Source organism: Rhizobium sp. NZLR10, assembly GCF_019685125.1.
GTDB lineage: Bacteria > Pseudomonadota > Alphaproteobacteria > Rhizobiales > Rhizobiaceae > Rhizobium.
Genome location: NZ_JABDWE010000023.1, coordinates 12,988 through 33,357, shown reverse-complemented (window position 1 = coordinate 33,357; position 20,370 = coordinate 12,988). Strand labels below are relative to the sequence as shown.

Annotated in this window: 23 protein-coding genes; 12 read left to right on the top strand and 11 right to left on the bottom strand. The window is 61.5% G+C overall.

Going from position 1 to position 20,370, the window contains the following annotated elements:
• Positions 1 to 95 precede the first annotated feature (95 nt).
• Positions 96 to 1,559 carry a hypothetical protein gene (locus HJB82_RS27715; RefSeq protein WP_221142091.1) on the top strand — a complete coding sequence of 488 codons (1,464 nt, stop codon included), beginning with the start codon at positions 96 to 98 and terminating at the stop codon, positions 1,557 to 1,559.
• 56 nt (positions 1,560 to 1,615) lie between these two features.
• On the opposite strand, the gene HJB82_RS27710 is transcribed toward HJB82_RS27715, so the two are convergent.
• Positions 1,616 to 2,521: a LysR family transcriptional regulator gene (locus tag HJB82_RS27710; protein WP_221142089.1), complete on the bottom strand. Its 906-nt coding sequence runs from the start codon at positions 2,519 to 2,521 to the stop codon at positions 1,616 to 1,618.
• Between the two features lie 118 nt (positions 2,522 to 2,639).
• Here HJB82_RS27710 and HJB82_RS27705 point away from each other — a divergent pair, with 118 nt between their 5' ends.
• Positions 2,640 to 3,668, top strand: a complete 1,029-nt coding sequence (locus HJB82_RS27705; RefSeq protein ID WP_207581281.1) for an aldo/keto reductase — start codon at positions 2,640 to 2,642, stop codon at positions 3,666 to 3,668.
• A 78-nt stretch (positions 3,669 to 3,746) separates the two neighbouring features.
• Here the strand turns inward: HJB82_RS27705 and HJB82_RS27700 are convergent, their stop codons facing one another.
• The 6 genes from HJB82_RS27700 to lgt form a co-directional block, all read right to left on the bottom strand.
• A complete protein-coding gene (locus tag HJB82_RS27700) occupies positions 3,747 to 4,679 on the bottom strand; it encodes a ribose-phosphate pyrophosphokinase (protein WP_207581280.1) in 933 nt (310 codons plus the stop codon).
• A 105-nt stretch (positions 4,680 to 4,784) separates the two neighbouring features.
• On the bottom strand, positions 4,785 to 5,612 hold the full coding sequence (locus HJB82_RS27695; RefSeq protein ID WP_221142087.1) for a hypothetical protein: 828 nt from the start codon (positions 5,610 to 5,612) through the stop codon (positions 4,785 to 4,787).
• Between the two features lie 87 nt (positions 5,613 to 5,699).
• Positions 5,700 to 6,851, bottom strand: coding sequence for a Xaa-Pro peptidase family protein (locus HJB82_RS27690; protein ID WP_207581278.1), 1,152 nt, complete (start codon positions 6,849 to 6,851; stop codon positions 5,700 to 5,702).
• A gap of 5 nt (positions 6,852 to 6,856) precedes the next feature.
• On the bottom strand, positions 6,857 to 7,651 hold the full coding sequence (gene pgeF, locus HJB82_RS27685) for a peptidoglycan editing factor PgeF (RefSeq protein ID WP_207581277.1): 795 nt from the start codon (positions 7,649 to 7,651) through the stop codon (positions 6,857 to 6,859).
• Between the two features lie 111 nt (positions 7,652 to 7,762).
• Positions 7,763 to 8,863, bottom strand: a complete 1,101-nt coding sequence (locus HJB82_RS27680; protein WP_207581276.1) for a class I SAM-dependent methyltransferase — start codon at positions 8,861 to 8,863, stop codon at positions 7,763 to 7,765.
• Positions 8,864 to 8,882: 19 nt separating this feature from the next.
• The gene (gene lgt, locus HJB82_RS27675) at positions 8,883 to 9,731 is read right to left on the bottom strand and encodes a prolipoprotein diacylglyceryl transferase (protein WP_207581275.1); all 849 of its coding nucleotides are present in this window, start codon (positions 9,729 to 9,731) and stop codon (positions 8,883 to 8,885) included.
• A 202-nt stretch (positions 9,732 to 9,933) separates the two neighbouring features.
• On the opposite strand from lgt, the gene HJB82_RS27670 reads away from it, so the two are divergent.
• The 4 genes from HJB82_RS27670 (at position 9,934) to HJB82_RS27655 (ending at position 12,369) form a co-directional block, all read left to right on the top strand.
• Positions 9,934 to 10,194 (top strand): accessory factor UbiK family protein, encoded by a 261-nt coding sequence (locus tag HJB82_RS27670; RefSeq protein WP_221142086.1) that lies wholly within the window; start codon positions 9,934 to 9,936, stop codon positions 10,192 to 10,194.
• Between the two features lie 493 nt (positions 10,195 to 10,687).
• Positions 10,688 to 11,188 (top strand): YbjN domain-containing protein, encoded by a 501-nt coding sequence (locus tag HJB82_RS27665; protein ID WP_207581273.1) that lies wholly within the window; start codon positions 10,688 to 10,690, stop codon positions 11,186 to 11,188.
• Between the two features lies 1 nt (position 11,189).
• Positions 11,190 to 12,017, top strand: coding sequence for a pyrroline-5-carboxylate reductase (gene proC / locus HJB82_RS27660; RefSeq protein WP_207581272.1), 828 nt, complete (start codon positions 11,190 to 11,192; stop codon positions 12,015 to 12,017).
• Positions 12,018 to 12,027: 10 nt separating this feature from the next.
• Positions 12,028 to 12,369 carry a tRNA-binding protein gene (locus tag HJB82_RS27655; RefSeq protein WP_207581271.1) on the top strand — a complete coding sequence of 114 codons (342 nt, stop codon included), beginning with the start codon at positions 12,028 to 12,030 and terminating at the stop codon, positions 12,367 to 12,369.
• 62 nt (positions 12,370 to 12,431) lie between these two features.
• On the opposite strand, the gene HJB82_RS27650 is transcribed toward HJB82_RS27655, so the two are convergent.
• Entirely contained in the window at positions 12,432 to 13,076 is a 645-nt protein-coding gene (locus HJB82_RS27650) for an MBL fold metallo-hydrolase (protein WP_207581270.1), read from the bottom strand.
• A 287-nt stretch (positions 13,077 to 13,363) separates the two neighbouring features.
• Here HJB82_RS27650 and HJB82_RS27645 point away from each other — a divergent pair, with 287 nt between their 5' ends.
• Positions 13,364 to 13,981 carry a DUF1236 domain-containing protein gene (locus HJB82_RS27645; RefSeq protein WP_221142083.1) on the top strand — a complete coding sequence of 206 codons (618 nt, stop codon included), beginning with the start codon at positions 13,364 to 13,366 and terminating at the stop codon, positions 13,979 to 13,981.
• Between the two features lie 188 nt (positions 13,982 to 14,169).
• A complete protein-coding gene (locus HJB82_RS27640) occupies positions 14,170 to 14,439 on the top strand; it encodes a hypothetical protein (RefSeq protein ID WP_207581268.1) in 270 nt (89 codons plus the stop codon).
• A gap of 90 nt (positions 14,440 to 14,529) precedes the next feature.
• On the opposite strand, the gene HJB82_RS27635 is transcribed toward HJB82_RS27640, so the two are convergent.
• The gene (locus tag HJB82_RS27635; RefSeq protein WP_221142081.1) at positions 14,530 to 15,420 is read right to left on the bottom strand and encodes a branched-chain amino acid aminotransferase; all 891 of its coding nucleotides are present in this window, start codon (positions 15,418 to 15,420) and stop codon (positions 14,530 to 14,532) included.
• A 263-nt stretch (positions 15,421 to 15,683) separates the two neighbouring features.
• Between HJB82_RS27635 and HJB82_RS27630 the strand changes: the two genes are divergently transcribed.
• The 3 genes from HJB82_RS27630 to HJB82_RS27620 are packed head-to-tail and all read left to right on the top strand — an operon-like array spanning position 15,684 to position 18,284.
• Positions 15,684 to 16,175: a MarR family winged helix-turn-helix transcriptional regulator gene (locus HJB82_RS27630; RefSeq protein WP_207581266.1), complete on the top strand. Its 492-nt coding sequence runs from the start codon at positions 15,684 to 15,686 to the stop codon at positions 16,173 to 16,175.
• A complete protein-coding gene (locus tag HJB82_RS27625) occupies positions 16,176 to 16,877 on the top strand; it encodes a response regulator (RefSeq protein WP_003581129.1) in 702 nt (233 codons plus the stop codon).
• 30 nt (positions 16,878 to 16,907) lie between these two features.
• Positions 16,908 to 18,284, top strand: coding sequence for an ATP-binding protein (locus HJB82_RS27620; RefSeq protein WP_207581265.1), 1,377 nt, complete (start codon positions 16,908 to 16,910; stop codon positions 18,282 to 18,284).
• On the opposite strand, the gene HJB82_RS27615 is transcribed toward HJB82_RS27620, so the two are convergent.
• Entirely contained in the window at positions 18,281 to 18,754 is a 474-nt protein-coding gene (locus HJB82_RS27615; RefSeq protein WP_207581264.1) for a helix-turn-helix domain-containing protein, read from the bottom strand. The two genes, HJB82_RS27620 and HJB82_RS27615, sit on opposite strands and share 4 nt — an antisense overlap.
• Positions 18,755 to 18,789: 35 nt before the next feature.
• Between HJB82_RS27615 and HJB82_RS27610 the strand changes: the two genes are divergently transcribed.
• Positions 18,790 to 19,635: an oxidoreductase gene (locus HJB82_RS27610; RefSeq protein WP_207581263.1), complete on the top strand. Its 846-nt coding sequence runs from the start codon at positions 18,790 to 18,792 to the stop codon at positions 19,633 to 19,635.
• 168 nt (positions 19,636 to 19,803) lie between these two features.
• Here the strand turns inward: HJB82_RS27610 and HJB82_RS27605 are convergent, their stop codons facing one another.
• Positions 19,804 to 20,265, bottom strand: coding sequence for a BA14K family protein (locus HJB82_RS27605; RefSeq protein ID WP_207581262.1), 462 nt, complete (start codon positions 20,263 to 20,265; stop codon positions 19,804 to 19,806).
• Between the last annotated feature and the right edge of the window lie 105 nt (positions 20,266 to 20,370).

Below are 20,370 nucleotides of genomic sequence, written 5' to 3'. Positions count from 1 at the left end.
CAAAATCGCCATTCCCGGCACAGTCGAGGTTGACATCGGCGCGCTTCACCTCTTTGGATGCCGCATTCAAAAAGCGGCTGAGGAGAAATCGGACTATGCGTCTCAAACTTGTCACGGCAACGAGCTTGCTGGCACTTTGCCTTGTCACTACGGCGCAGAGCGTCGAGATCAACCAGGACGGCGCCGACGCGCTCAAGGGCACCCTGACGAAGCTGCTTCCGAAGGAATTGGCGAAGAGCGGCCTGGTCACCGTCAATCCGGCCGGCACGCGCTACGAGATCATCTACGATCTGGCGAAGCTGCTGACCAAGGTCGATCCGGCGACGTTCACGATCAACGGCCTGGCGCCGTTCTCGACGTTTGCCACACCGCTCGATAGCGGCCTCTGGAACATCGAGGGTGACAACAAATTCAACGTCTCCGGCCATTTCAAGGGCAAGGACGAGAAGCCGACGGATTTCTCCTATTCCATCGCGTCGCTTGTTTACGCTGGTGTCTTCGACCCTGCGATCAGCTATCTGCGCTCCGGCACCTCTACGGCCAAGGACATCAAGCTCACCAGCAAATCCGACACCGACGAAGTCAGCGCCAGCATCGCCAGCATGGACCAGAAGCTGAGTTCGACGGACAGCGCAGGCGGCAACGGGCGTATCGATCTTACGGGCAGCGGCTCGATGTCGACTTTCGTCGAGCAGGTTTCCGGCGCGCAAATGCCGCCCGTTGAAATCCGGGCCGACTCGATCGATGTCGAGGCCAAGGTGAACGGTCTGCCGGTCAAGCAGATCCGCGAGATGGTCTTCTTCATTCTCGATCATGTCGAGGAGAAGGAGTTGAGCCCCGAAAACAGCGGCAAGATCAAGGGAATCCTCAAGGGGGCCTTCCCACTTCTCACCTCGTTCAGTGAGACGATCGGGGTCAACAATCTGACCGTCAACACGCAGATGGGCAATGGCGGCGTCAAGGCGTTCGGCTATAACGTCGCCATGGATGGGCCGAGCGACGCCATGCGTTTCGGCTTCGGCATGAATGCGCAAGACATCAGCCTCGACAGTCCGTTGATGCCGGCAAGCTATTCGGCCTTCATGCCGACCAGCTTCGATCTGCAGCTTGCGGTTCCTAACCTGGATTTCGCAAGTTTTGGCGATGCCTTCATGGCGATGGATTTCAACGACAAGGCGCCGGAGACGAGCGGCGAGGAGATGGGCAAGAAGCTCTTCCGCGACGGCCAGCTTACGGTCGAATTTCCGAAGATCAGCGCCAAGTCGGATGTCTACGATATCGACATGACCGGCAAGATCGAAGGACGCGTCGATAGCCAGAAGGACTATTCGATGGAGGCGACCATCCTTGCCCGCGATCTCGACAAGACGATCGCCGCGGTCCAGGAGCTTGCCAAGACCGATCCCGATCTCAATCAGGTCTCCTTCGGCATCATGATGGTGAAGGGCTTTGCCAAGACCGATGCGGATGGACGCTCGCGCTGGGATATCAGCATCAGCCGCGACGGCGCGATCGCCGTCAACGGGCAGGTGGTCAAGGAAGCGGATCAGCAGCCGTAATCCTACCGGACCGATATTGGGTCTTCGTTCGAAGAGCAGACGCGCCGCCTGGGATATCATCCCTTGCGGCGCATCAGCGTCGACGCCATGTCGAGAAAGGCGCGCAGCTTCGGCTGCGTCTGCGAGCGGGCAGGAAAATAGGCGAAGAGGCCTGGCGAGGTCGGTAGAAAAGCGTCGAGCACACGCTCGAGCCGCCTTGACGCCACCGCCTCGCTGACCGAGATATCCGGCAAATAGACAAGGCCGAGCCCGGCTTCGGCGAACTGGAGCAGCAGCAAGAAATCGTTGACCATCAGACCGCCGGGCGGATCGACCGAGAAGTCGCGCCCGGTGCGCTCGAATTCCCAGCGATAGATGGCGCCCGATGTCGGATAGCGGTAGCGGACCGCTTGATGGCGGGTAAGATCCTCGGGTGTTTCCGGCCTGCCGCATCGGGCGAAATAGTCGGGCGAGCCGACGACCGTCCAGGTGATATCGGATGTCAGCCGCATGGCGATCATGTCCTTTTCGATCGCCTCCCCGATGCGGATGCCGGCGTCGAAGCCGCGTTCGGTGATGTCGATCGCCGCATCGTCGACCGAGATCTCCACTGAAATATCAGGATAGGCTTTGCGGAATCGCGGCAATAGCGGCGTCACGATCAGCGGCACGGCCATGCGCGGCACCGTGAGGCGCAGATGGCCGAGCGGGCGGTCGCGGAAGCCGCCAAGCATGTCGAAGGCGTCGGCGATGTCGGCAGCAGCCGGACGGACGCGCTGAAAGAGTGCCGCACCTGCTTCAGTCAGCGCGACGCGCCGCGTTGTGCGGACAAAGAGCGGCAGGCCGAGCCTCGTCTCAAGCGCCCGAATCGTCTGGCTGACGGCGGTTGTTGTGACGCCGAGCGATGCGGCGGCAGCAGTGAAGCTCCTGGCGTCTGCGACCGCCAGGAATTCGGTCAGTCCGGTAAAGGGATCAGGCGCCATCGGTCGATTATGAAGTTGAGCTTCATAAGCCTTATCGAATTCGCGGATTTTTCGCAATAATCCTTTCTGGCATTGTCTTTCCAGCCGATCACGACAATCCAACGAATGGAGAGATGACATGCGATATACGACCCTTGGCCGGACCGGACTTGCCGTTTCCAGGCTAGCCTTTGGCGCGATGACCTTCACATCGGGCGATCGCAGCATCGGTTCGATCTACAAGACCGATGCCGATGTTGCCGATGCGCTGGTCGGGCAGGCTCTTGATGCCGGCGTCAACTTCTTCGATACGGCCGACGCCTACGCATCCGGTCAGTCGGAAACGATCCTCGGCCAGGTTCTGAAGGCGCGGCGCAACGAGGTGGTAATCGCCACCAAGGTCGGCTTCCGCACCGGTACGCTGCTCGGCCAGGCCGGGCTCTCCCGACGTCACATCCTCTGGTCGATCGAGCAGAGCCTGAAACGGCTCGGAACGGACTGGATCGACGTCTATATCGTCCATAAGGAAGACCCGTTCACGCCACTGGAGGAGACACTTTCGGCGCTCGATGCGGTGGTGCGTTCCGGCAAGGTGCGTTATATCGGCTTTTCCAATTGGTCGGCGTGGAAGGTGGCGGCGGCGCTCGAAATCCAGAAGGCCAACGGGCTCGCCCCCTTCACGCATGGACAAATGTACTACTCGCTGCTCGGCCGCGATGTCGAGCGCGACATGGTTCCAATGCTACAGCGTTACGGTCTTGGGCTGACCGTCTGGAGCCCGCTCGCCTCGGGGTTTCTCTCCGGCAAATACACTCGCGAAACGCTCGGCGATCCGGAAAACCGCTATTCCGGTTTCGATATTCTACCCTTCGACAAGGAACGGGGCTTTGCGCTGGTCGAGCGCATGCGGGCGATCGCGACGGCGCACGGGACGAGCGTCGCGCAGGTGGCGATCGCCTGGCTGCTGGCGACGAAGGCGGTCACCAGCGTGCTGCTCGGGGCTTCGAAGCCGCATCAACTGGCCGACAATCTCGGCGCGGCGGATCTGGTGCTGGATGAAGGGGAACTCGCAGCCCTTGACGCGGCGACCGAGCCGGCGCCGGTCTATCCGAACTGGTTCATCGATAATCTCGTCGATTCACAGCAGAAGGCTGCTTTCAGCCGCTGAGCGGCAGCATCGCAATTTGAGAAAAGCCGTCTGCATATCATTGCGGACGGCTTCCCCGTGCCGGCAGATAGCTGAATTTCAGTCGAAAAGGCTAGAGACAGACTCTTCCTGGGCCGTTCGGCTGATGGCTTCGCCGATCAGCGGCGCCGTCGTCACGATGCGGATATTGTGGGCCGAGAGCACGGCCGTGGTCGGCTGGATCGAATCCGTGATGACGAGTTCGCGAAGCTTTGAGGACGCGACGCGGGTGACCGCGCCGCCGGAAAGCACGCCGTGGGTGATATAGGCGGTGACGCTGGCTGCGCCCTTGGCCAACATCGCGTCGGCTGCGTTGCAGAGCGTGCCGCCGGAATCGACGATGTCGTCGATCAGCAGGCAGTCCTTGCCGGTGATGTCGCCGATGATGTTCATGACTTCTGAGTCACCCGGCCGATCGCGACGCTTGTCGACGATGGCCAGAAGACAGTCTAGCCGCTTGGCAAGCGCGCGGGCGCGAACCACGCCGCCGACATCAGGCGAGACGACCATGACGTTGCTGAGGTCATAATGGCTCTTGATGTCGCGCGTCAGCACGGGCATGGCGAAGAGATTGTCGGTGGGGATATCGAAGAAGCCCTGGATCTGCCCGGCATGAAGATCGAGCGTCATGACGCGGTCGGCGCCGGCTTCGGTAATGAGGTTTGCAACCAACTTGGCGGAGATCGGTGTGCGGCCTGAAGCACGACGGTCCTGACGCGCATAGCCGAAATAGGGAAGCACTGCGGTGATGCGACGGGCTGAGGAACGACGCATCGCGTCGATCATGATCAGCAGTTCCATCAGGTGGTCATTAGCGGGGAAGGCGGTGGGCTGTACGAGGAAAACGTCCTCGCCGCGCACATTTTCCTGGATTTCCACGAAGATTTCCTGATCGGCAAACCTTCGAACACTGGCTCTCCCCAAGGGAACGTTGAGATAGGTGCAGATCGCTTCGGCGAGTTGCCGGTTCGAATTGCCTGCGAAAACCTTCATTTTGGTCCGCCTGTTATGCGCTGATAGCCGCGCTTTTTAGCCAGCTTCCCCGTGAATGCAAGGGGAAAGGCGCCACAGGCATTCATATTTGCAAAAAGTTTGTGACTAACCGCCCTGCGCCTGCCGCCAGGAAGAGAATTCCGCGATGGTTTTTGAGCCGATCTGCTGCATCACCGAGGCAGGAACGCCCGCCCAGGGGTCGGCCGCCGCCGTCGGCACGCTTTCCTGCCCCTGAATGCGGTGCAGGCGGCCGCCGCCACTGTCGAGAACGTCCCAGACGTAGACCACGGTGACCTTGCCGTCGTCGCTGAAGGCGGAGAGATAGCCTTTGAGAATGTAGTCGCTGCTCGCATCGGTCGAGCTCTTGATGGAAAGGCCGTGCGCGCGGGCCTCGGCGCCAAGCTGGCGCGAAAGCGGCGTCACCGCCTGCACCGGTGCGCCGATGATCGGCAGGAAGCGCACCGTGTTGCCCCGGCCAGAGGAGGCGCGGGCGTTGAGAGCGGCGGTCTGTTGCGGCTGTTGAGCCTCGGTCGGCTGCTGCGTCGACTGTGCGGGAAGTTGTTGTCCGTTGGAAGCCGGCGGTGGCAGCGATTGCCCCTCGATCGGGGCGGAGGCGGCGGGCGAGGAGCTGCTCCGCGACAGGGCGTCTGCCTGCTCCTGCATTGTCGTCGGCGGTGCGCCGGTGCCCGCCCGATAGGCCTGCTGCGACTGATCATAGGCTGGATGGTAGGTGCGCGGCTGCGAATTTCCGGCGAAGACCCGTTGGCGGGAGCCCGCCAGATCCTCGGCCTCGCTCTGCGTCACCGGACTCGACGACGCGCGCGCGGAAGAATCGCCGATATCGACCTGCGGTGTCAGCGCATCGGTGGTATTGCAGGCGGTCAGCAGCGCCGTTACGACCAGGAGCGTGGGCACAATCGCAGCTCGCGTCATCCCTTGATCCGTCCTTCCCATCGCATCAGCCCCGTCCGAATTTATGCGGGCGGGGGCGGGCGTCTGTCAATTCCGGATTCTCAAGGGTCAAAGACCGATGAAATCGAGCGGATGGCGGGACAGCGCGCGCGGCGCATCCGCCGTCGTCAGATAGGTCTGGCCAAGCGTCATCGCGGTGCCCGTGTCGGAATCGGCGATGATCATGTGCACGAAGAGCGACATGTTCGGCTCGATCGGTTGCGGATTGCCGACATGGAACATCTGGTGCTCCATCCAGGAGGGCGAGAAGCGGGCGCCGAGCGAATAACCGCAGGCATTCAGCCGGTGGCGGGCGAGGCCGCGCTCGTCCATGATCCTGGCATGCATGTCGAAGACATCGCCGAAGGTGTAGCCGGGCTTCAGGACGGTCTCAATCGCCTCGATGGTTTCACGGCAGGCATTATAGAGCTCGCGGTGGCGTTGCATCGGCTCGCCGATGACGATCGTGCGCATCATGGCCGCATGGTAATGGGCGTAAGCGCCTGCCCATTCGAGCGTCAGCTGGTCGCTGGCGTCGAGCTTGCGGCGGCCAGCCTTGTAACGGCAAAGCAGGGCATCGGCGCCGGAGCCGATGATGAACTCGTTGGCGGGATAGTCACCGCCGCCGGAAAAGATCGCGCCCTGCATGGCGGCGAGGATATCAGCCTCGTCGGCGCCGGGTTTTGTCAGCCGGATCGCGGCATCGAGCGCATCGTCGGCGAGGATGGCGGCACGCTCGACATAGGCGACCTCAGTCGGGCTTTTGACGAGGCGCAGCCGACTGACGAGGTAGGAAGCGTCGACAATCTGGCCGAAGGTGGTCAGTTGCGCATCGAGCAGGCGGGCGACGCGGCCGGTCATGCCGTGCGTATCATATTCGACACCGATGCGGGCGCCGAGCAGGTCCATCTCGACCAGCAGGTTCTTCAGGTCGAGCGTCGGATCGGCGTTGATCCGGTCCACCCAGATATGGATGTCCTCGAGGATCGAGGTATGCCTGGCCTGGCGAAGATCGGCCGAGCGGGTGATCAGCGCCATGGTGCCGTCGCTCTTGACGATCATCGTCTGGAAGAAGCAGTAGCCGAAGGTGTCGTAGCCGGTCAGCCAGTACATGCTTTCCTGAGCGAAGAGCAGCAGGGCGTCGAGCTTCTCTTCCTTCATTTTCTCGGTGAGGCGCGCAAGCCGGCTTGCGAATTCGGCCTTTTCGAAGTGCAGTGCCATTCTGCTCACGTCTCCCTGATTGATATCGCGGAAATCTGGCGGCCGTAATCCGGCTCCTTGCGATGTGTCGTCCTGCGGTAGGAAAAGAAGCGCTCGCTGTCCGGATAGGTGCAAAGGCCGAGGTTTTCGGTCCGCACGCCGGCTTTCGTCAACCGGTCGACGGTCAGCGCCGGCAGATCGAACATGGCGTGGCTGGGCGTTGCCGAAGGCGCGAAGAAACGTTGGTAATCCGGGTTCTCGGCGATGAAGCGCTCGATGAATTCCGGGCCGACCTCATAGCTTGTCTGGCTGATCGAGGGGCCGAGGCAGGCGACAATATGCGTGCGGTCCGCCCCCAGCGCCTCCATGGCGGCGATGGTGTTTTCGAGCACGCCCGTCAGCGCGCCCTTCCAGCCGGCATGGGCAGCGCCGACGACGCGATTGTCCGGGTCGGCGAACAGGATCGGGCCGCAATCGGCGGCAAGCACGCCAAGCGCGATGCCAGGGGTGCGCGTCACCATCGCATCCGCATCGGGGCGGGCGCCGTCGTAATCGGCGTCGACCGTCACGACGTCTGGGGAATGGACCTGATGCACGGTCGCCAGCCGCTCGACCGGCAGGCTGAACCAGGCGGCGACGCGGCGGCGGTTTTCCAGGACCTTGTCGCGTTCGTCACTGGAGCCGAGGCCGACATTGAGGCCACGATAAAGCCCTTCGGAAACGCCGCCGGCCCGGGTGAAATAACCGTGGCGAATAGTGGCGCCCGCCGCTTCGTTCAGCAGCGCGCTTTCGATCGGTGCGGGAGAAGCCGCGTCCTGCATCTGTGATTCCGGGGTTTTTTAAGGGGTTTGTTATTATCCCAAGCGCATCGCACAGGCGGCGCGCTTCAAGTTCTTGTTCGCGCGGATGTTGAACCAGCCGCGGGCGCCCTGTCAATCCACCGGACGAAAGGGCATGAGGTCGACTGCGGGATGAGAGACCGCCATCACCTTGAAGAGTTCGCCCATCCGGCCTTCACCGGCTCCGGCGAGCCGTTCCACTGCCGTCTGGATGACTTGCTGGGTTTGCGGTTCGCGGTCGTGGCCGAGGGCAGCGGCACGTTCGAGGATGCCGAGGCCGCTCAGAAAATCACCCTGATGCAGGGCGCCGTTCAAATGGACGCCGACCGCAAGCGCCGTTTCGGCGAGCTGTTGAAAGTCGACATGGCTCGTCAGATCTGCTTCACCGGGATGGGCGAGCGGCGGGTCGAATTCATGCATACGCACGGCCTGCAGCGTATCGCCGAAGCCGGTTACGAGATGGCCATAGTCGATCGCGAGCGCTGTTCCGCCGAAGGCGCGCAGCCGCTCGCAGATTGCCATCATCACAGCCTGGCGGGCAGGCGAGATCTCGAAGAGCGTGCCGAGCGGCAGGTTCTGCACCAGTTCGGGGAGAAGTGCCGGATCGAGGCCGGCGACGCCGGCGGCGAAGGTCAGCGCGCCATCGGCATCAATGCCGATCATGCGCTCGCGGAAACCCGTCGGCATGCGGACGAACTGGCGGATCGGGATAGCGTCGAACAATTCGTTGGCGGCTATCAGCGTGAAGCCTGATGGCACTTCGTCGAAGCCGTCGTGCCAGGCGATTTTTCCGGCGTAGGCTTCGAGCGTCTGGCTCTGGACGTCGCGCAGGCGTTCGCTGGTTTCGACGAGATGCACGGTCATCGCGTCGAAAAGCGGCGGGGCGATGCGGGAGATGACGCGCAGCATATCGGCCATCATGGTGCCGCGACCGGGGCCGATCTCGACGAGGCGGACGCCCGTCGGGGCGCCGTGACGTTGCCAGGCATGGACGATGAAGACGCCGATCATTTCGCCGAAGATCTGGCTGACCTCGGGCGCGGTAACGAAATCACCCGAACGGCCGAAGGGCTCGCGGGTGCGATAATAGCCGTGTTCGGGATCGGCCAGGCAGAGCGAGAAATAATCGGTGACGCTGATCGGGCCGTTGGCCTGGATGATCGCCTTGATCTTTTCGCCTAGAGCGGTGGTCATGTCGCGCGTCCTGCCGTTTTCAGAGCTGCAGCGCAGCCTGGCGGCGTGCCCGCAGCATCGCCCAGAGGCCAAGCAGGATCATCGGGAACGAGAGCACCATGCCCATGGTCAGCCAGTTCGTGCCTAGGAGGTAACCGAGCTGGGCGTCAGGCTCGCGGAAAAATTCGACGAAGATGCGCGACAGCGCATAACCGCAGACGAAGACACCGGTGATGAAGCCGGGGCTTTTCAGCGCGCGCATGCCGTAAACGAGAGCGGCCAGCACCAGCAGGAGAACGATGCCTTCGAGGCCGGCTTCGTAAAGCTGGCTTGGGTGGCGGGCGAATGGACCGCCGCTCGGGAAGACAACAGCCCAGGGCACGTCGGTCAACCGGCCCCAGAGCTCGCCATTGATGAAATTGGCGATGCGGCCGAAGAAGAGGCCGAAGGGAACGACGGTGGCGACGATGTCGAACAGGCTCCAGATCGGGATAGCGTTGCGGCGGGCAAACAAGATCATGGCGATCGTCGTGCCGGTGAGGCCGCCATGGAAGGACATGCCGCCGTTCCAAATCTCGAGCGCACGGATAGGACTGCGCAGGACGGCGGGGAGATCATAGAAGAAAATATAGCCGAGACGACCGCCGAGGACGACGCCAAGTGCCGCCCAGACGATGAAATCGTCAAGCTGCGTCCTTGACATCGGCGAGACATTGCCCAGCCAGAGTCCATCATTGGCGGCGAGGCGGCGCGCATAGGCCCAGCCGAGCAGGATGCCGGCGACATAAGCAAGACCGTACCAATGAATCGCCAGCGGGCCGACCGAAAAGGCAATCGGATCGATGTCAGGGAAAGGCATGATGGCAAGGAGATTGGCTGCTGTCGGCAAGGTTTTCCCACCTGTTTGTTTGCGCGGAACATGCCGCTGCGATCCCGGACGGTCAAGTCCATTGTTCGTGATGGCCCTTTCGCAGCCGGTTCAGGCACGCTTATCCCATGCAAAGCGCTTGCATCGCGGCTGGCGAAGCCCTACCTCAATCTTCGAGGCCCCGAAGGGCTGAATTCACCTCATGCGAAGGGAAAAAACCGCCATGACGACCGGAACGAACCGCATCATGGACGAATTCGCCAAGCTGATGACCGATGCGGCTGGCGCCGCCCAGGGCGTCCGCAAGGAGATCGAGACCGCCTTTAACGCTCAGGCGGAGCGCTGGCTGAATAGCATGGATATCGTCAAGCGCGAGGAGTTCGAGGCGGTGCGCGAGATGGCGATCAAGGCGCGCAACGAGAACGAGGCGCTTACCGCCCGCATCGCGGCACTCGAGGCGAGGCTTGCCGGCGAGGGTCACTAAGGCGTCGCGATCTTTCAGATTCGCTTCCTGCGCTTTAGGTCTCTGTTTTTTCGCATGTCGTAACCGCAAAGCCGCTGAACACTTTTGCGCGACATGCTTCAAAGTCCCGACATGAAGCAGATGCGGCAGCCGCCTTCATTGCAGATGCCGCATGTGCCACAAAAAAATCAGGTGAATTTTCCGCCTGTGGACACTGCCAAAAAAGCCAATTCGCAGAGTCGCTTATTCTCCCTTCTGAATTGAGTTTCGAAGAGCTTTCCACAGTCGCCCGGTCCTATTTTCCCCCCAGGGGGCTGGCAGGGGGCAGGTGGCATTATACACTGATTTTAAATGATGATTCGAAGCGACTTGGTAAGCTCCGGGCAGGTTATCTGCGTTACGTCTGGCAGCGGTTCAACGATCATCCGAGTGGTGGTTTCCGGTATTTGCGTGTGTCTTTCTTGTGTTCATACATCAAGTTAGGTCGCATTCGTTCCGGTCAAGAAGGTGCTGCATGAACCTGATGGAATTGGAAGTTGAGCGTCAGTCGAACCCGGTCGACATGATCGAGTACGTTGCCTCCCACAACGACTGGTCGTTCGAACGGTCCGGCGAGGACGAGATCGCGATGACGGTCGAGGGGCGCTGGACGGACTATCACGTCTCCTTCTCCTGGATGGAGGAATTCGAAGCGCTGCACCTTGGCTGCGCCTTCGATATCAAAGTTCCCGACATCAGGGTCAACGAGGTGGTCAAGCTGCTCTCGGCGATCAATGGGCAGGTGCTGATGGGGCATTTCGACCTCTGGCGCCAGGAAGATGTCGTCATTTTCCGCCAATCGCTGCTGCTTGCCGGTGGCGCGGAGCCCACAAATCGCCAGGTCGAGGTGCTGCTTTCCAGCGCGCTCGACACCTGCGAAGCCTATTTCCAGGCATTCCAGTTCGTCGTATGGTCCGGCATGGAAGCGACGAAAGCGATGGAAGCCGTGCTGTTCGAAACAGTCGGCGAGGCATAAGATGCCCGCGAACCTTGTCTCCTCGACAAATCCCGTCGTCCTGATCGGCGCCGGAAATATGGGCGGGGCAATGCTCTCCGGCTGGCTGAAAAGCGGCGTTCCGGGCTCGGCCGTCATTGTCGTCGATCCCGGCCCGTCGGTGGCGATGCTGGCGACAATCAACGAGGCCGGCGCGACCCATGTGATCGCGCCTCCGGCGGATTTGAAGGCAAGCGTGCTGTTTCTCGCGGTCAAGCCGCAGGTAATGGAGACGGTGTTGCCGGCGGTTAAGAGCGCCGTCGGACCGGATACGGTCGTGGTCTCGGTCGCGGCCGGCAAGACGCTCGGTTTCCTCGAAAGGCATCTGGGCAAAGCCGCCATGGTGCGAGCTATGCCAAACACGCCGGCCATGGTCGGGCGCGGCGTTACCGGCGCCTTTGCCAATTCAGGGGTCAGCAATCAGCAGCGAGAGCGTGTTCATTCGCTTCTCAGCGTCTCGGGGCCTGTGGAATGGGTGCCTGCAGAGGCCGATATCGATGCCGTGACGGCGCTTTCGGGCAGCGGTCCTGCCTATGTGTTCTATCTCGTCGAATGTATGGCGGAAGCAGGCCGTAAACTCGGCTTGCAGGCGGACCTCGCCATGCGTCTTGCGCGGGAAACAGTCGCGGGGGCTGGTGAACTCTTGCACCAGTCCCCCGACGATGCTTCGCGGCTACGGCAAAATGTGACCTCTCCCGGCGGCACGACGGCGGCGGCACTCGCCGTGTTGATGTCCGAAAACGGCATGCAGCCTCTGTTCGACGCAGCACTGGCGGCGGCGCGCAAGCGGGCCGAAGAGCTGGCCGGCTGACGGAGACGATATGGCCGAAGAGATCACCTACGCCGATTTCGAGCGTGTCGACATCCGTATCGGTACGATCGTCGAGGCCAGTCCCTTTCCGGAAGCGCGAAAGCCGGCATTCAAGCTGGCGATCGATTTTGGTCCCGAGATCGGCACGAAAAAATCCTCAGCGCAGATCACCGTGCATTACACGCCGGAAAGCCTGATCGGCCGGCAGGTGTTCGGCGTCGTCAATTTCCCGCCACGCCAGATCGGGCCGTTCCGCTCGGAAGTGCTGACGCTGGGCTTCGAGGACGAGAGCGGCGCGATCGTGCTTGCTTCCGTCGAACGGCCGGTGCCGAACGGTAGCAAGATGATGTGACCGTGAGCTCACACCGTTTTATCGGCTTTTCGTCCGATGCGCTCGCCCGGATCTTCACCGGCTCAAATACCCTTTAGAAATGGATTGCTTCGCCGTTCGTCGCCGATGCGGCTGCCGGGGCCGTGGCCGCAGATGAAGCCGACGTCGTCGCCGAGTGGCAGCACCTTGTCGCGGATCGAATCGAGAAGCTGCTGATGATTGCCGCCCGGCAGGTCGGTGCGGCCGATCGAACCGTTGAAGAGCACGTCGCCGAGGTGGGCGAAATTCTGCACCCGGTTGAAATAGATGACATGGCCGGGGGCGTGGCCGGGCGTGTGGTAGACCTCGAATTCGTGGGCACCGAACGCGATCTTGTCGCCATCCTTCAGCCAGCGGTCGGGCAGGGTGTTGCGCAATCCCGATATGCCGTATTTTTCGGCCTGGGTCTCGATCCGCTGCAGCAGCGGCAAGTCGTCCTGATGCGGGCCGACAACGTCGATGCCGAGGGCCTCCTTCAACTCGGTGGCACCGCCGGCATGGTCGAGATGGCCATGCGTCAGCCAGATTTCCTTGATGACCAAACCGTTCTCCGCGATCGATTGCAGGATGAGCGGCACATCGCCGCCCGGATCGACGACGACGCCTTCCTTGGTGTCTGCATCGAAGAAGATCGTGCAGTTCTGTTGGAAGGGTGTCACCGGAATAATGCCGGCCTGGAGCATGCCCATAACTGCCTCGCTTGGTGTCTCGGATGCTCAGGGTATAGTCCGAAACCGTGCGAAGGACAGCCGGAATCTTCTGCCTTAGAGGCGCGTATCACGGCAAAAAGACGCGCTGAAACAAGAATTTATGGATCTCCACCCTGTCGCTGGATGTCATTAAAATCGAATTTTATCCCGAAAATTCAATTGCTTGCCTGAAGCCGCCTGAGCGTAGCGCTTTGCACTGCGGAGCGCATGGGAACATCGTGGAATGCCGCGCGTTGTCAGCCCATCGAAACTAAGGAGACGCTCACATGACCTTGAAGAGAGACATTCTGCTGGCGGGGGCCGTGCTCCTGGCGACCGCTGGCCTTGCGCAGGCGGAGATGACGGCGACGACCGTCAACGATCTCAACGTCCGCGCCGGCCCCGGCCCGCAATATCCGGCAGTTGGTCTTGCCACGCGCGGCTCGACCGCGGTGCTTGATGGCTGCATCGAAGGCAGCCGCTGGTGCCGTGTCGACGTCAACGGCATGCGCGGCTGGGTCTATGCCGATTATCTACAGGTCGACCAAGGCGGCAGCCAGGTCATCGTCGAGCAGCACCGCGCCGAGATCGGCGTTCCCGTCGTGACCTACGAGTCGACCGCCAGTGTCGTCCCAGTTGATCCGCAGCCGGCGCCGGGCGACGAGTTGCTCGGCCCGGTCGGGGCTGTCGAGACCATCACTCCGCCCGAAACGGTCCGCACCTATATCGACACCAATCCCGGCCAGACGGTGCAGCTCGGCGGCGATGTCGTCGTCGGCGCCGAAGTCCCTGGCGACGTCACCTTCCAGACGATCCCGGATTATGGGTACCGTTATACGAGGATCAACGATCGGCCGGTGCTGGTCGATCCCGGTACACGCCGGATCGTCTACGTTTATCAGTGATGTAATCGGCAAAATACAACGGGGCGGTCGGCTGGCCGCCTCGTTTCCAGCCCCTTCTGCTTCATCCCTTGCCTCCCGCATGGGTTGATTTTTTCTTAACGCTTTCCTCCTGAATATGATAAAATGCTAACATGCCGAAGGTTCGGCATATAAACGGCGATCGGGGAGATCGCCAGAGGAGGAAAGTCATGGAAGCCCTACTTCCGCTCGTCACACAGTTGATTGCCGGCGCCATCGGCGGCAATGCCGCGAGCGCCGCCTTAAAGCAGAACGCGATTAACGTCGTCGCCCGTACGATCGCAGGCGCGATCGGCGGTGTCGCCGGCGGCATGCTGCTCAGCATGGTCGGTGGGGAAGCGGCTATGACCGGCCTGATCGCCGACGGCATCGGCGGATTGATTGGCGGCGGCATTCTCTCGACGCTCGCCGGACTGGTCATGGCACGGGCGCATCGGTAAATGCCCGGCCGGCGTTCAGCTCAGCGCCGCGCCTTTTCAGCCGTGCGGCGCCGTAACGCTTTGAATTGCCGGGCGATCGCGTGAAGGATCTTATCCGGCAGCGACTGCCGCCGGATAGACGTCCTTCATGTAGTCGTTCATCAGCGTCTCGGAAATCACCGACGGCGTGAAGCGATGCGGGCCGATCTCGGAAACTGGGGTCACCTCAGCAGCCGAGCCGGTGAGGAAACACTCGCTGAAGCCGGGGAGTTCTTCCGGCAGGATCGCGCGTTCGATGACCTCGATGCTGCGGCGTTTGGCGAGTTCAATGACGGTCTGGCGGGTGATGCCGTTCAGGAAGCAATCCGGGGTCGGCGTGTGAATGACGCCATCCTTGATGAAGAAGATGTTGGGGCCTGTCGCTTCGGCGACCTGGCCGCGATAATCGAGCGTCATTGCATCGGCATAGCCCTTGGCTTCGGCGGCGTGCTTGGAAATGGTGCAGATCATGTAGAGACCGGCAGCCTTGGAGGCGCAAGGCGCAGTCTTCGGATCGGGACGACGGTATTCGGCGATATCGAGGCGGATGCCCTTCAGCTTCTCGGTCGGATTGAAATAGCTGCCCCATTGCCAGATGGCGATGGCGACATTGATGCGATTGGCCTGCGCCGAAACGCCCATCATCTCACTGCCGCGCCAGGCGATCGGCCTGACATAGGCATCTTGGAAACCCTGGCGCTTCAAGAGCTCGACGGTCGCCGCGTCGAGTTCCTCGACGGAGTAGGGCACATTGAAGCCGAGGATCTCGGCGGATCTGTGCAGGCGCTGGTTATGTTCGGTGAGCTTGAACACCTGGCCGCCATAGGCGCGCTCGCCCTCGAAGACGGCGCTGGCATAATGCAGGCCGTGCGTCAACACGTGGATCTTGCCGTCCTTCCAGGCGACAAACTCGCCGTTGAACCATATTTCGCCGTCCAGCTGGTCGAAAGGAACTGAAGCCATCCCTAGTCTCCTCCGGCGCTTCAAGCGCCATGCCTGTTGATTGTTGTCCCCATTACGTTTTATCCACAGACGCAAGGGGAAATCGCGTATTGCGTCGGAGTGCAGGACGGGCCTTGGTTTCTGGGGAAATGCCGAGGAATAAAAGTCCGTGCGGGGCTCTCCCAGAGGTCGGAAAGCTAGCCGCGACGCAAATTTATGTCAATAAAGCTGACATATCTTGGCGAAAGTTTCCCGCGGGGTGCGAAGAGAGAAAGGAATGCCGAGTGTCACGACAGACCGGCCCCAAAGCAGGCAAGCCAGAGCCGCTGGCCACGCCGATGGAAGATACTGACATCATCGATTTCGAGATTATCGAACAGTTCTTCTTCGCCTATCGCGACTTCGTTTCCGATCCTGACGCCATCCTCGAAAAGAGCGGCTTCGGCCGGGCCCATCACCGCGTCGTGCATTTCGTCAACCGCAATCCCGGCATGACGGTTGCCGATCTTCTCGATACGCTGAGGATTACCAAGCAGAGCCTTGCAAGGGTGCTGAAACAGCTGATCGATTCAGGCTATATTCGCCAGGTGGCAGGCCCCGAGGACCGGCGGCAGCGCAAGCTCTATCCAACGAAATCGGGACGAGAGCTGGCGCTTGCACTTGCCGAGCCGCAATCGCGCCGCATTGAGCGGGCATTCGATGGGGCTTCTGCGGAGGTGCGGGAGGGCGTAAAAGCTTTCCTCAGGGGAATGCGGGACAGACAGAAGGCGGATTGAATGGCGGTCAAGACAGGTATTTCAGACGATGCGGCGCATCTGCTGGTGGTCGACGACGACTCGCGCATCCGTGCGCTGCTCAATCGTTATCTCGCCGAGAACGGCTTCCGCGTCACTGTCGCCGCCGACGGCGCCGAGGCTCAGCGCAAGCTCGCGGGTCTCGATTTCGACCTGATCATCATGGATGTGATGATGCCCGGCGAATCCGGCATCGACGTCACCCGCGGGCTTCGCGCCATCAAGAACGTGCCGATCATCATGCTGACGGCGCTGGCGGAATCGGGCAACCGGATCGAAGGCCTCGAGGCGGGCGCCGACGACTATCTTTCCAAGCCCTTCGACCCGCGCGAATTGGTGCTGCGCATCAACAACATTCTGCGCCGCAATGCCGGCGGCGAGGGACCGAAGATCGAACAGGTGATGTTCGGCCCCTATACCTTCTCACTCACCCGCAAGGAGCTGAAGAAAGCCAGCGAGGTGATCCGGCTCACCGACCGCGAGCAGGAGATCATGCTGCTCTTTGCACGGCGCGCCGGTGATACGATCCCCCGCCATGAACTGATCGGCAACGACACAGAGGTCGGCGAGCGCACGATCGACGTGCAGATCAACCGGCTGCGGCGTAAGATCGAGGATGATCCGGCCAATCCCGTCTGGTTGCAGACCGTGCGCGGCATCGGATACAGGCTGAGCATCGACTAGATCTGAGGATAGAGGCCAGGACCGGCGCTAATGGTGACGATCGACAGCTTGCGGCGGGAAGACCGCACTTCTGGGCCGGGCTGGCGCTCGATTGCCCGCTGGCTGCGCCGGCGGCTGCCGACCGGGCTTTACGCGCGCTCGCTGCTGATCATCATCATTCCGATGGTGCTGTTGCAATCCGTCGTCGCCGCCGTCTTCATGGAGCGCCACTGGCAGATGGTGACGGAGCGGCTGTCGCTGGCCGTCACCCGCGACATCGCCGCGATCATCGAGATCATCGAGACCTACCCGCAGAATTCGGACTATAACGAGATCATCCGCATCGCCCGCGACCAGCTCAGCCTGCAGATCTCGATCGAGCCGGACGGCGATCTGCCGCCGCCGCGCGTCAAGCCGTTCTTCTCGATACTCGACGGCATCCTCAGCGACGAGATCACCGACGAGATCCACCGGCCTTTCTGGATCGACACGGTCGGCAACTCGAACCTCGTCGAGATCCGCATCAAGCTCGACAACAAGATCCTCAGGGTGCTGACCAAGCGCAGCCAGACCTATGCCTCGAACACACATATCTTCATCGTCTGGATGGTCGGCACCTCGCTGGTGCTGATCGGCATCTCTATCCTCTTCCTGCGCGGGCAGATCCGGCCGATCCTGACCTTGGCGCGAGCGGCCGAAAGCTTCGGCAAGGGGCAGAAGCCCGATAATTTCTATCCGCGCGGTGCCGACGAGGTCAGGCGCGCCGGCCTTGCCTTCATCCTGATGCGCGAGCGAATTGAACGGCAGATCGAGCAGCGCACCGCGATGCTCTCCGGCGTCAGCCATGATCTGCGCACCATTCTCACCCGCTTCAAACTGCAACTGGCGCTCGCCGGCGACAATCCCGACCTGCATGGGCTGAACGACGACGTCAACGATATGCAGGCCATGCTGGAGGCCTACACGGCCTTCGCACGCGGCGAAGTCGAAGAGGATGTCGGCGAGCTGAAACTCAGCGAGATCTTCGTAAAGCTGGAATCCGATTTCGCTCTGCACGGCAAGACATTCAGCTATTCCATCGAAGGCGATGACGACATATCCGTCAGGCCGAATGCTTTCATGCGTCTCGTCACCAACCTGGCCTCGAATGCCCGCCGTTATGCCGGCAGGCTCGACATCGAAGCCAAGCACAATGCCAAATGGCTGACCGTCATCTTCGACGATGACGGACCGGGTATTCCGGAAAAGAACCGCGAGGACGTTTTCAAGCCGTTCTTCCGACTGGACGCGGCGCGTAACCTCGATGCGTCGGGCACCGGCCTTGGCCTTGCGATTGCCCGCGACATCGCCCGCAGCCACGGCGGCAACGTCACCCTCGCCGACAGCCCGCTCGGCGGACTGAGGGCAACGATCCGCATCCCCGCTTAGAACGGGTTTTGGTTGTCGGCAACGGTCGGCAGCTTCACGGCTTTGCGTGCATCGAATGCATCCAGATGTTCGACGATCCAACGCCAGAGGCCAGCGACCTGCATGAGGAGGTCGCGTCCGAGCGGCGTCAACTCATATTCAACGCGCGGCGGCACTTGCGGATAGAGCGTGCGGATGATGAGGCCGTCTCTTTCGAGGGTGCGCAGCGTCTGCGTCAGCACCTTTTGGCTGATGCCCTCGACCCTTTCCATAAGGCGCGAGAAGCGCAGGGGTGCGCCCGCACCGGAGAGCACGTGCAGGATGCGCAGCGGCCATTTCGACGCCGCCCGCTCGATCAGTTCGCGGGCGCGCGCATCCTGTTCATCCGTCATGCTGCTGCAGAAATCGAACATGTCGCTCGGCAAGTCAGTTACCTCAAGGTGCGTATAGATCGCCAGGGTACCTTCTTTCGATCGGATACGATAGACCATACATGAGCCGGGAACCAAAGAAGGAAAGGTTTCCGATGTCCAAGGTCTGGTTGATTACAGGGAGTTCGCGCGGTCTCGGCCGAGCGTTGGCGGAGGCGGTTTTGGCCTCCGGCGACAATCTGGTGGCGACGGCGCGCGATCCGGCCCAACTTGCCGATCTGTCCGAGCGATATGGCGGCCAGGTGCTGACGGTCGCGCTCGACGTGACCGACGAGACGGCGGCCACGGCAGCGGTCGAGGCCGGTGTGAAGCGGTTCGGACGCATCGACGTGCTTGTCAACAATGCCGGCTACGGCAATGTCTCCTCGATCGAAGATACCAGCCTTGCCGATTTCCGGGCGCAGATCGAGGCCAATCTGTTCGGCACGATCATCATGACCAAGGCGGTCATCGCCCTGATGCGCGAACAGGGGGCAGGGCATATCATCCAGTTCTCATCCGTCGGTGGCCGGATCGGACCTGCCGGGCGCGGCGCCTATTCGGCAGCGAAATTCGGTGTCGAGGGCTTTTCCGAGGTGTTGGCGAAAGAGGTCGCGCCATTCGGCATCAGGGTGACGGTGATCGAGCCCGGCGGCTTCAGGACCGATTTCGCCGGCGCCTCGACGGTGCTTGCCGAAGGGCGGCAGGACTATGCGGAGACGGTCGGCGCTACCGTGCGCTTCCAGCGTGAGTATAATGGTCGCCAGCCCGGAGATCCTGCCAAAGCGGCTGCGGTGGTCATCCATATCGCCGGCCTCGATGCAGCACCGCTCCGGCTGCTGCTCGGCAGCGATGCTGTCCGCAATGTCGAGAAAGCGGATGCCGCGCGTATCGACGCTGATCGGGAATGGCGCGCGGTCAGCGTCTCGACCGATTTCGAACCCGATGCCGATATGCTTTGAGAAAAATCCGCTGACGGATCACAAAAGAAAGTGCCGCTCGAAAGCGGCGCCTGGCATCAGCGATGATAATGCATGTCGCCCGGAAGTGTGCAGCGGTTCCGGGATAGCATGCACAATAGCAAAAGAGCGTCGCGTGAATTTAGTTTGAAGCGACGCGCTTTAGAGAGATCAGCCGGCGGTACAGAAATGGCTGCGGCCGTCATTGCCGATATAGGTGCCGCTACGCGAATCGAAAGAGCGGTAGCGGTAAGAGCAGTAACGCTCCCACTGCGGCGACCAGGGCTCCACCGACGTGCGGACCGGTGCATAGTATCGCGGCTGCTCGACATATTGCGGCTGCTCGACATAGACGCGACGCGGGGCGCGATAGACCGGAGCGGGCTCGTAATAATCCGGCTCGTAAGCCGGGTCGATGTAGCGGCGCTCTTCGTATGCAGGACCGTTATTGGTATTGGCGATGGCCGAACCGACGATCAGGCCGGTCGCGAGACCAAGGGCGCCGCCGACGAGCGCATCGTTGCCGTTGTGATGGTGCCAATGACGGTCGCCGGCCGATGCATCGCCAATGGCGGAGAGGGTAAGCGCAGCAGCCGTTGCCGTCAGCATAAGAGTTTTTACGAGCCTGTTCATCAGCGTAGGTCCTAATCGCGGGAACCGAACGCCGGTTCCTTTCTCGATGGTGGCAGTCCTATAGATTGGTGGCTGAACGAAGGCTGAACGACAAAACCCGGCATC

What these genes read in the sequence shown, in the direction of transcription:
- HJB82_RS27700 (WP_207581280.1), bottom strand. Translation starts at nt 4,679, where the DNA reads ATGAAGGTTTTCGCAGGCAATTCGAACCGGCAACTCGCCGAAGCGATC.
- HJB82_RS27645 (WP_221142083.1), top strand. Translation starts at nt 13,364, where the DNA reads ATGACCTTGAAGAGAGACATTCTGCTGGCGGGGGCCGTGCTCCTGGCG.
- HJB82_RS27695 (WP_221142087.1), bottom strand. Translation starts at nt 5,612, where the DNA reads ATGACGCGAGCTGCGATTGTGCCCACGCTCCTGGTCGTAACGGCGCTG.
- HJB82_RS27640 (WP_207581268.1), top strand. Translation starts at nt 14,170, where the DNA reads ATGGAAGCCCTACTTCCGCTCGTCACACAGTTGATTGCCGGCGCCATC.
- HJB82_RS27705 (WP_207581281.1), top strand. Translation starts at nt 2,640, where the DNA reads ATGCGATATACGACCCTTGGCCGGACCGGACTTGCCGTTTCCAGGCTA.
- HJB82_RS27680 (WP_207581276.1), bottom strand. Translation starts at nt 8,863, where the DNA reads ATGACCACCGCTCTAGGCGAAAAGATCAAGGCGATCATCCAGGCCAAC.
- HJB82_RS27615 (WP_207581264.1), bottom strand. Translation starts at nt 18,754, where the DNA reads ATGGTCTATCGTATCCGATCGAAAGAAGGTACCCTGGCGATCTATACG.
- HJB82_RS27665 (WP_207581273.1), top strand. Translation starts at nt 10,688, where the DNA reads ATGAACCTGATGGAATTGGAAGTTGAGCGTCAGTCGAACCCGGTCGAC.
- HJB82_RS27635 (WP_221142081.1), bottom strand. Translation starts at nt 15,420, where the DNA reads ATGGCTTCAGTTCCTTTCGACCAGCTGGACGGCGAAATATGGTTCAAC.
- HJB82_RS27605 (WP_207581262.1), bottom strand. Translation starts at nt 20,265, where the DNA reads ATGAACAGGCTCGTAAAAACTCTTATGCTGACGGCAACGGCTGCTGCG.
- HJB82_RS27670 (WP_221142086.1), top strand. Translation starts at nt 9,934, where the DNA reads ATGACGACCGGAACGAACCGCATCATGGACGAATTCGCCAAGCTGATG.
- HJB82_RS27715 (WP_221142091.1), top strand. Translation starts at nt 96, where the DNA reads ATGCGTCTCAAACTTGTCACGGCAACGAGCTTGCTGGCACTTTGCCTT.
- HJB82_RS27620 (WP_207581265.1), top strand. Translation starts at nt 16,908, where the DNA reads ATGGTGACGATCGACAGCTTGCGGCGGGAAGACCGCACTTCTGGGCCG.
- HJB82_RS27655 (WP_207581271.1), top strand. Translation starts at nt 12,028, where the DNA reads ATGGCCGAAGAGATCACCTACGCCGATTTCGAGCGTGTCGACATCCGT.
- HJB82_RS27650 (WP_207581270.1), bottom strand. Translation starts at nt 13,076, where the DNA reads ATGGGCATGCTCCAGGCCGGCATTATTCCGGTGACACCCTTCCAACAG.
- pgeF (WP_207581277.1), bottom strand. Translation starts at nt 7,651, where the DNA reads ATGCAGGACGCGGCTTCTCCCGCACCGATCGAAAGCGCGCTGCTGAAC.
- proC (WP_207581272.1), top strand. Translation starts at nt 11,190, where the DNA reads ATGCCCGCGAACCTTGTCTCCTCGACAAATCCCGTCGTCCTGATCGGC.
- HJB82_RS27710 (WP_221142089.1), bottom strand. Translation starts at nt 2,521, where the DNA reads ATGGCGCCTGATCCCTTTACCGGACTGACCGAATTCCTGGCGGTCGCA.
- HJB82_RS27610 (WP_207581263.1), top strand. Translation starts at nt 18,790, where the DNA reads ATGTCCAAGGTCTGGTTGATTACAGGGAGTTCGCGCGGTCTCGGCCGA.
- HJB82_RS27625 (WP_003581129.1), top strand. Translation starts at nt 16,176, where the DNA reads ATGGCGGTCAAGACAGGTATTTCAGACGATGCGGCGCATCTGCTGGTG.
- HJB82_RS27690 (WP_207581278.1), bottom strand. Translation starts at nt 6,851, where the DNA reads ATGGCACTGCACTTCGAAAAGGCCGAATTCGCAAGCCGGCTTGCGCGC.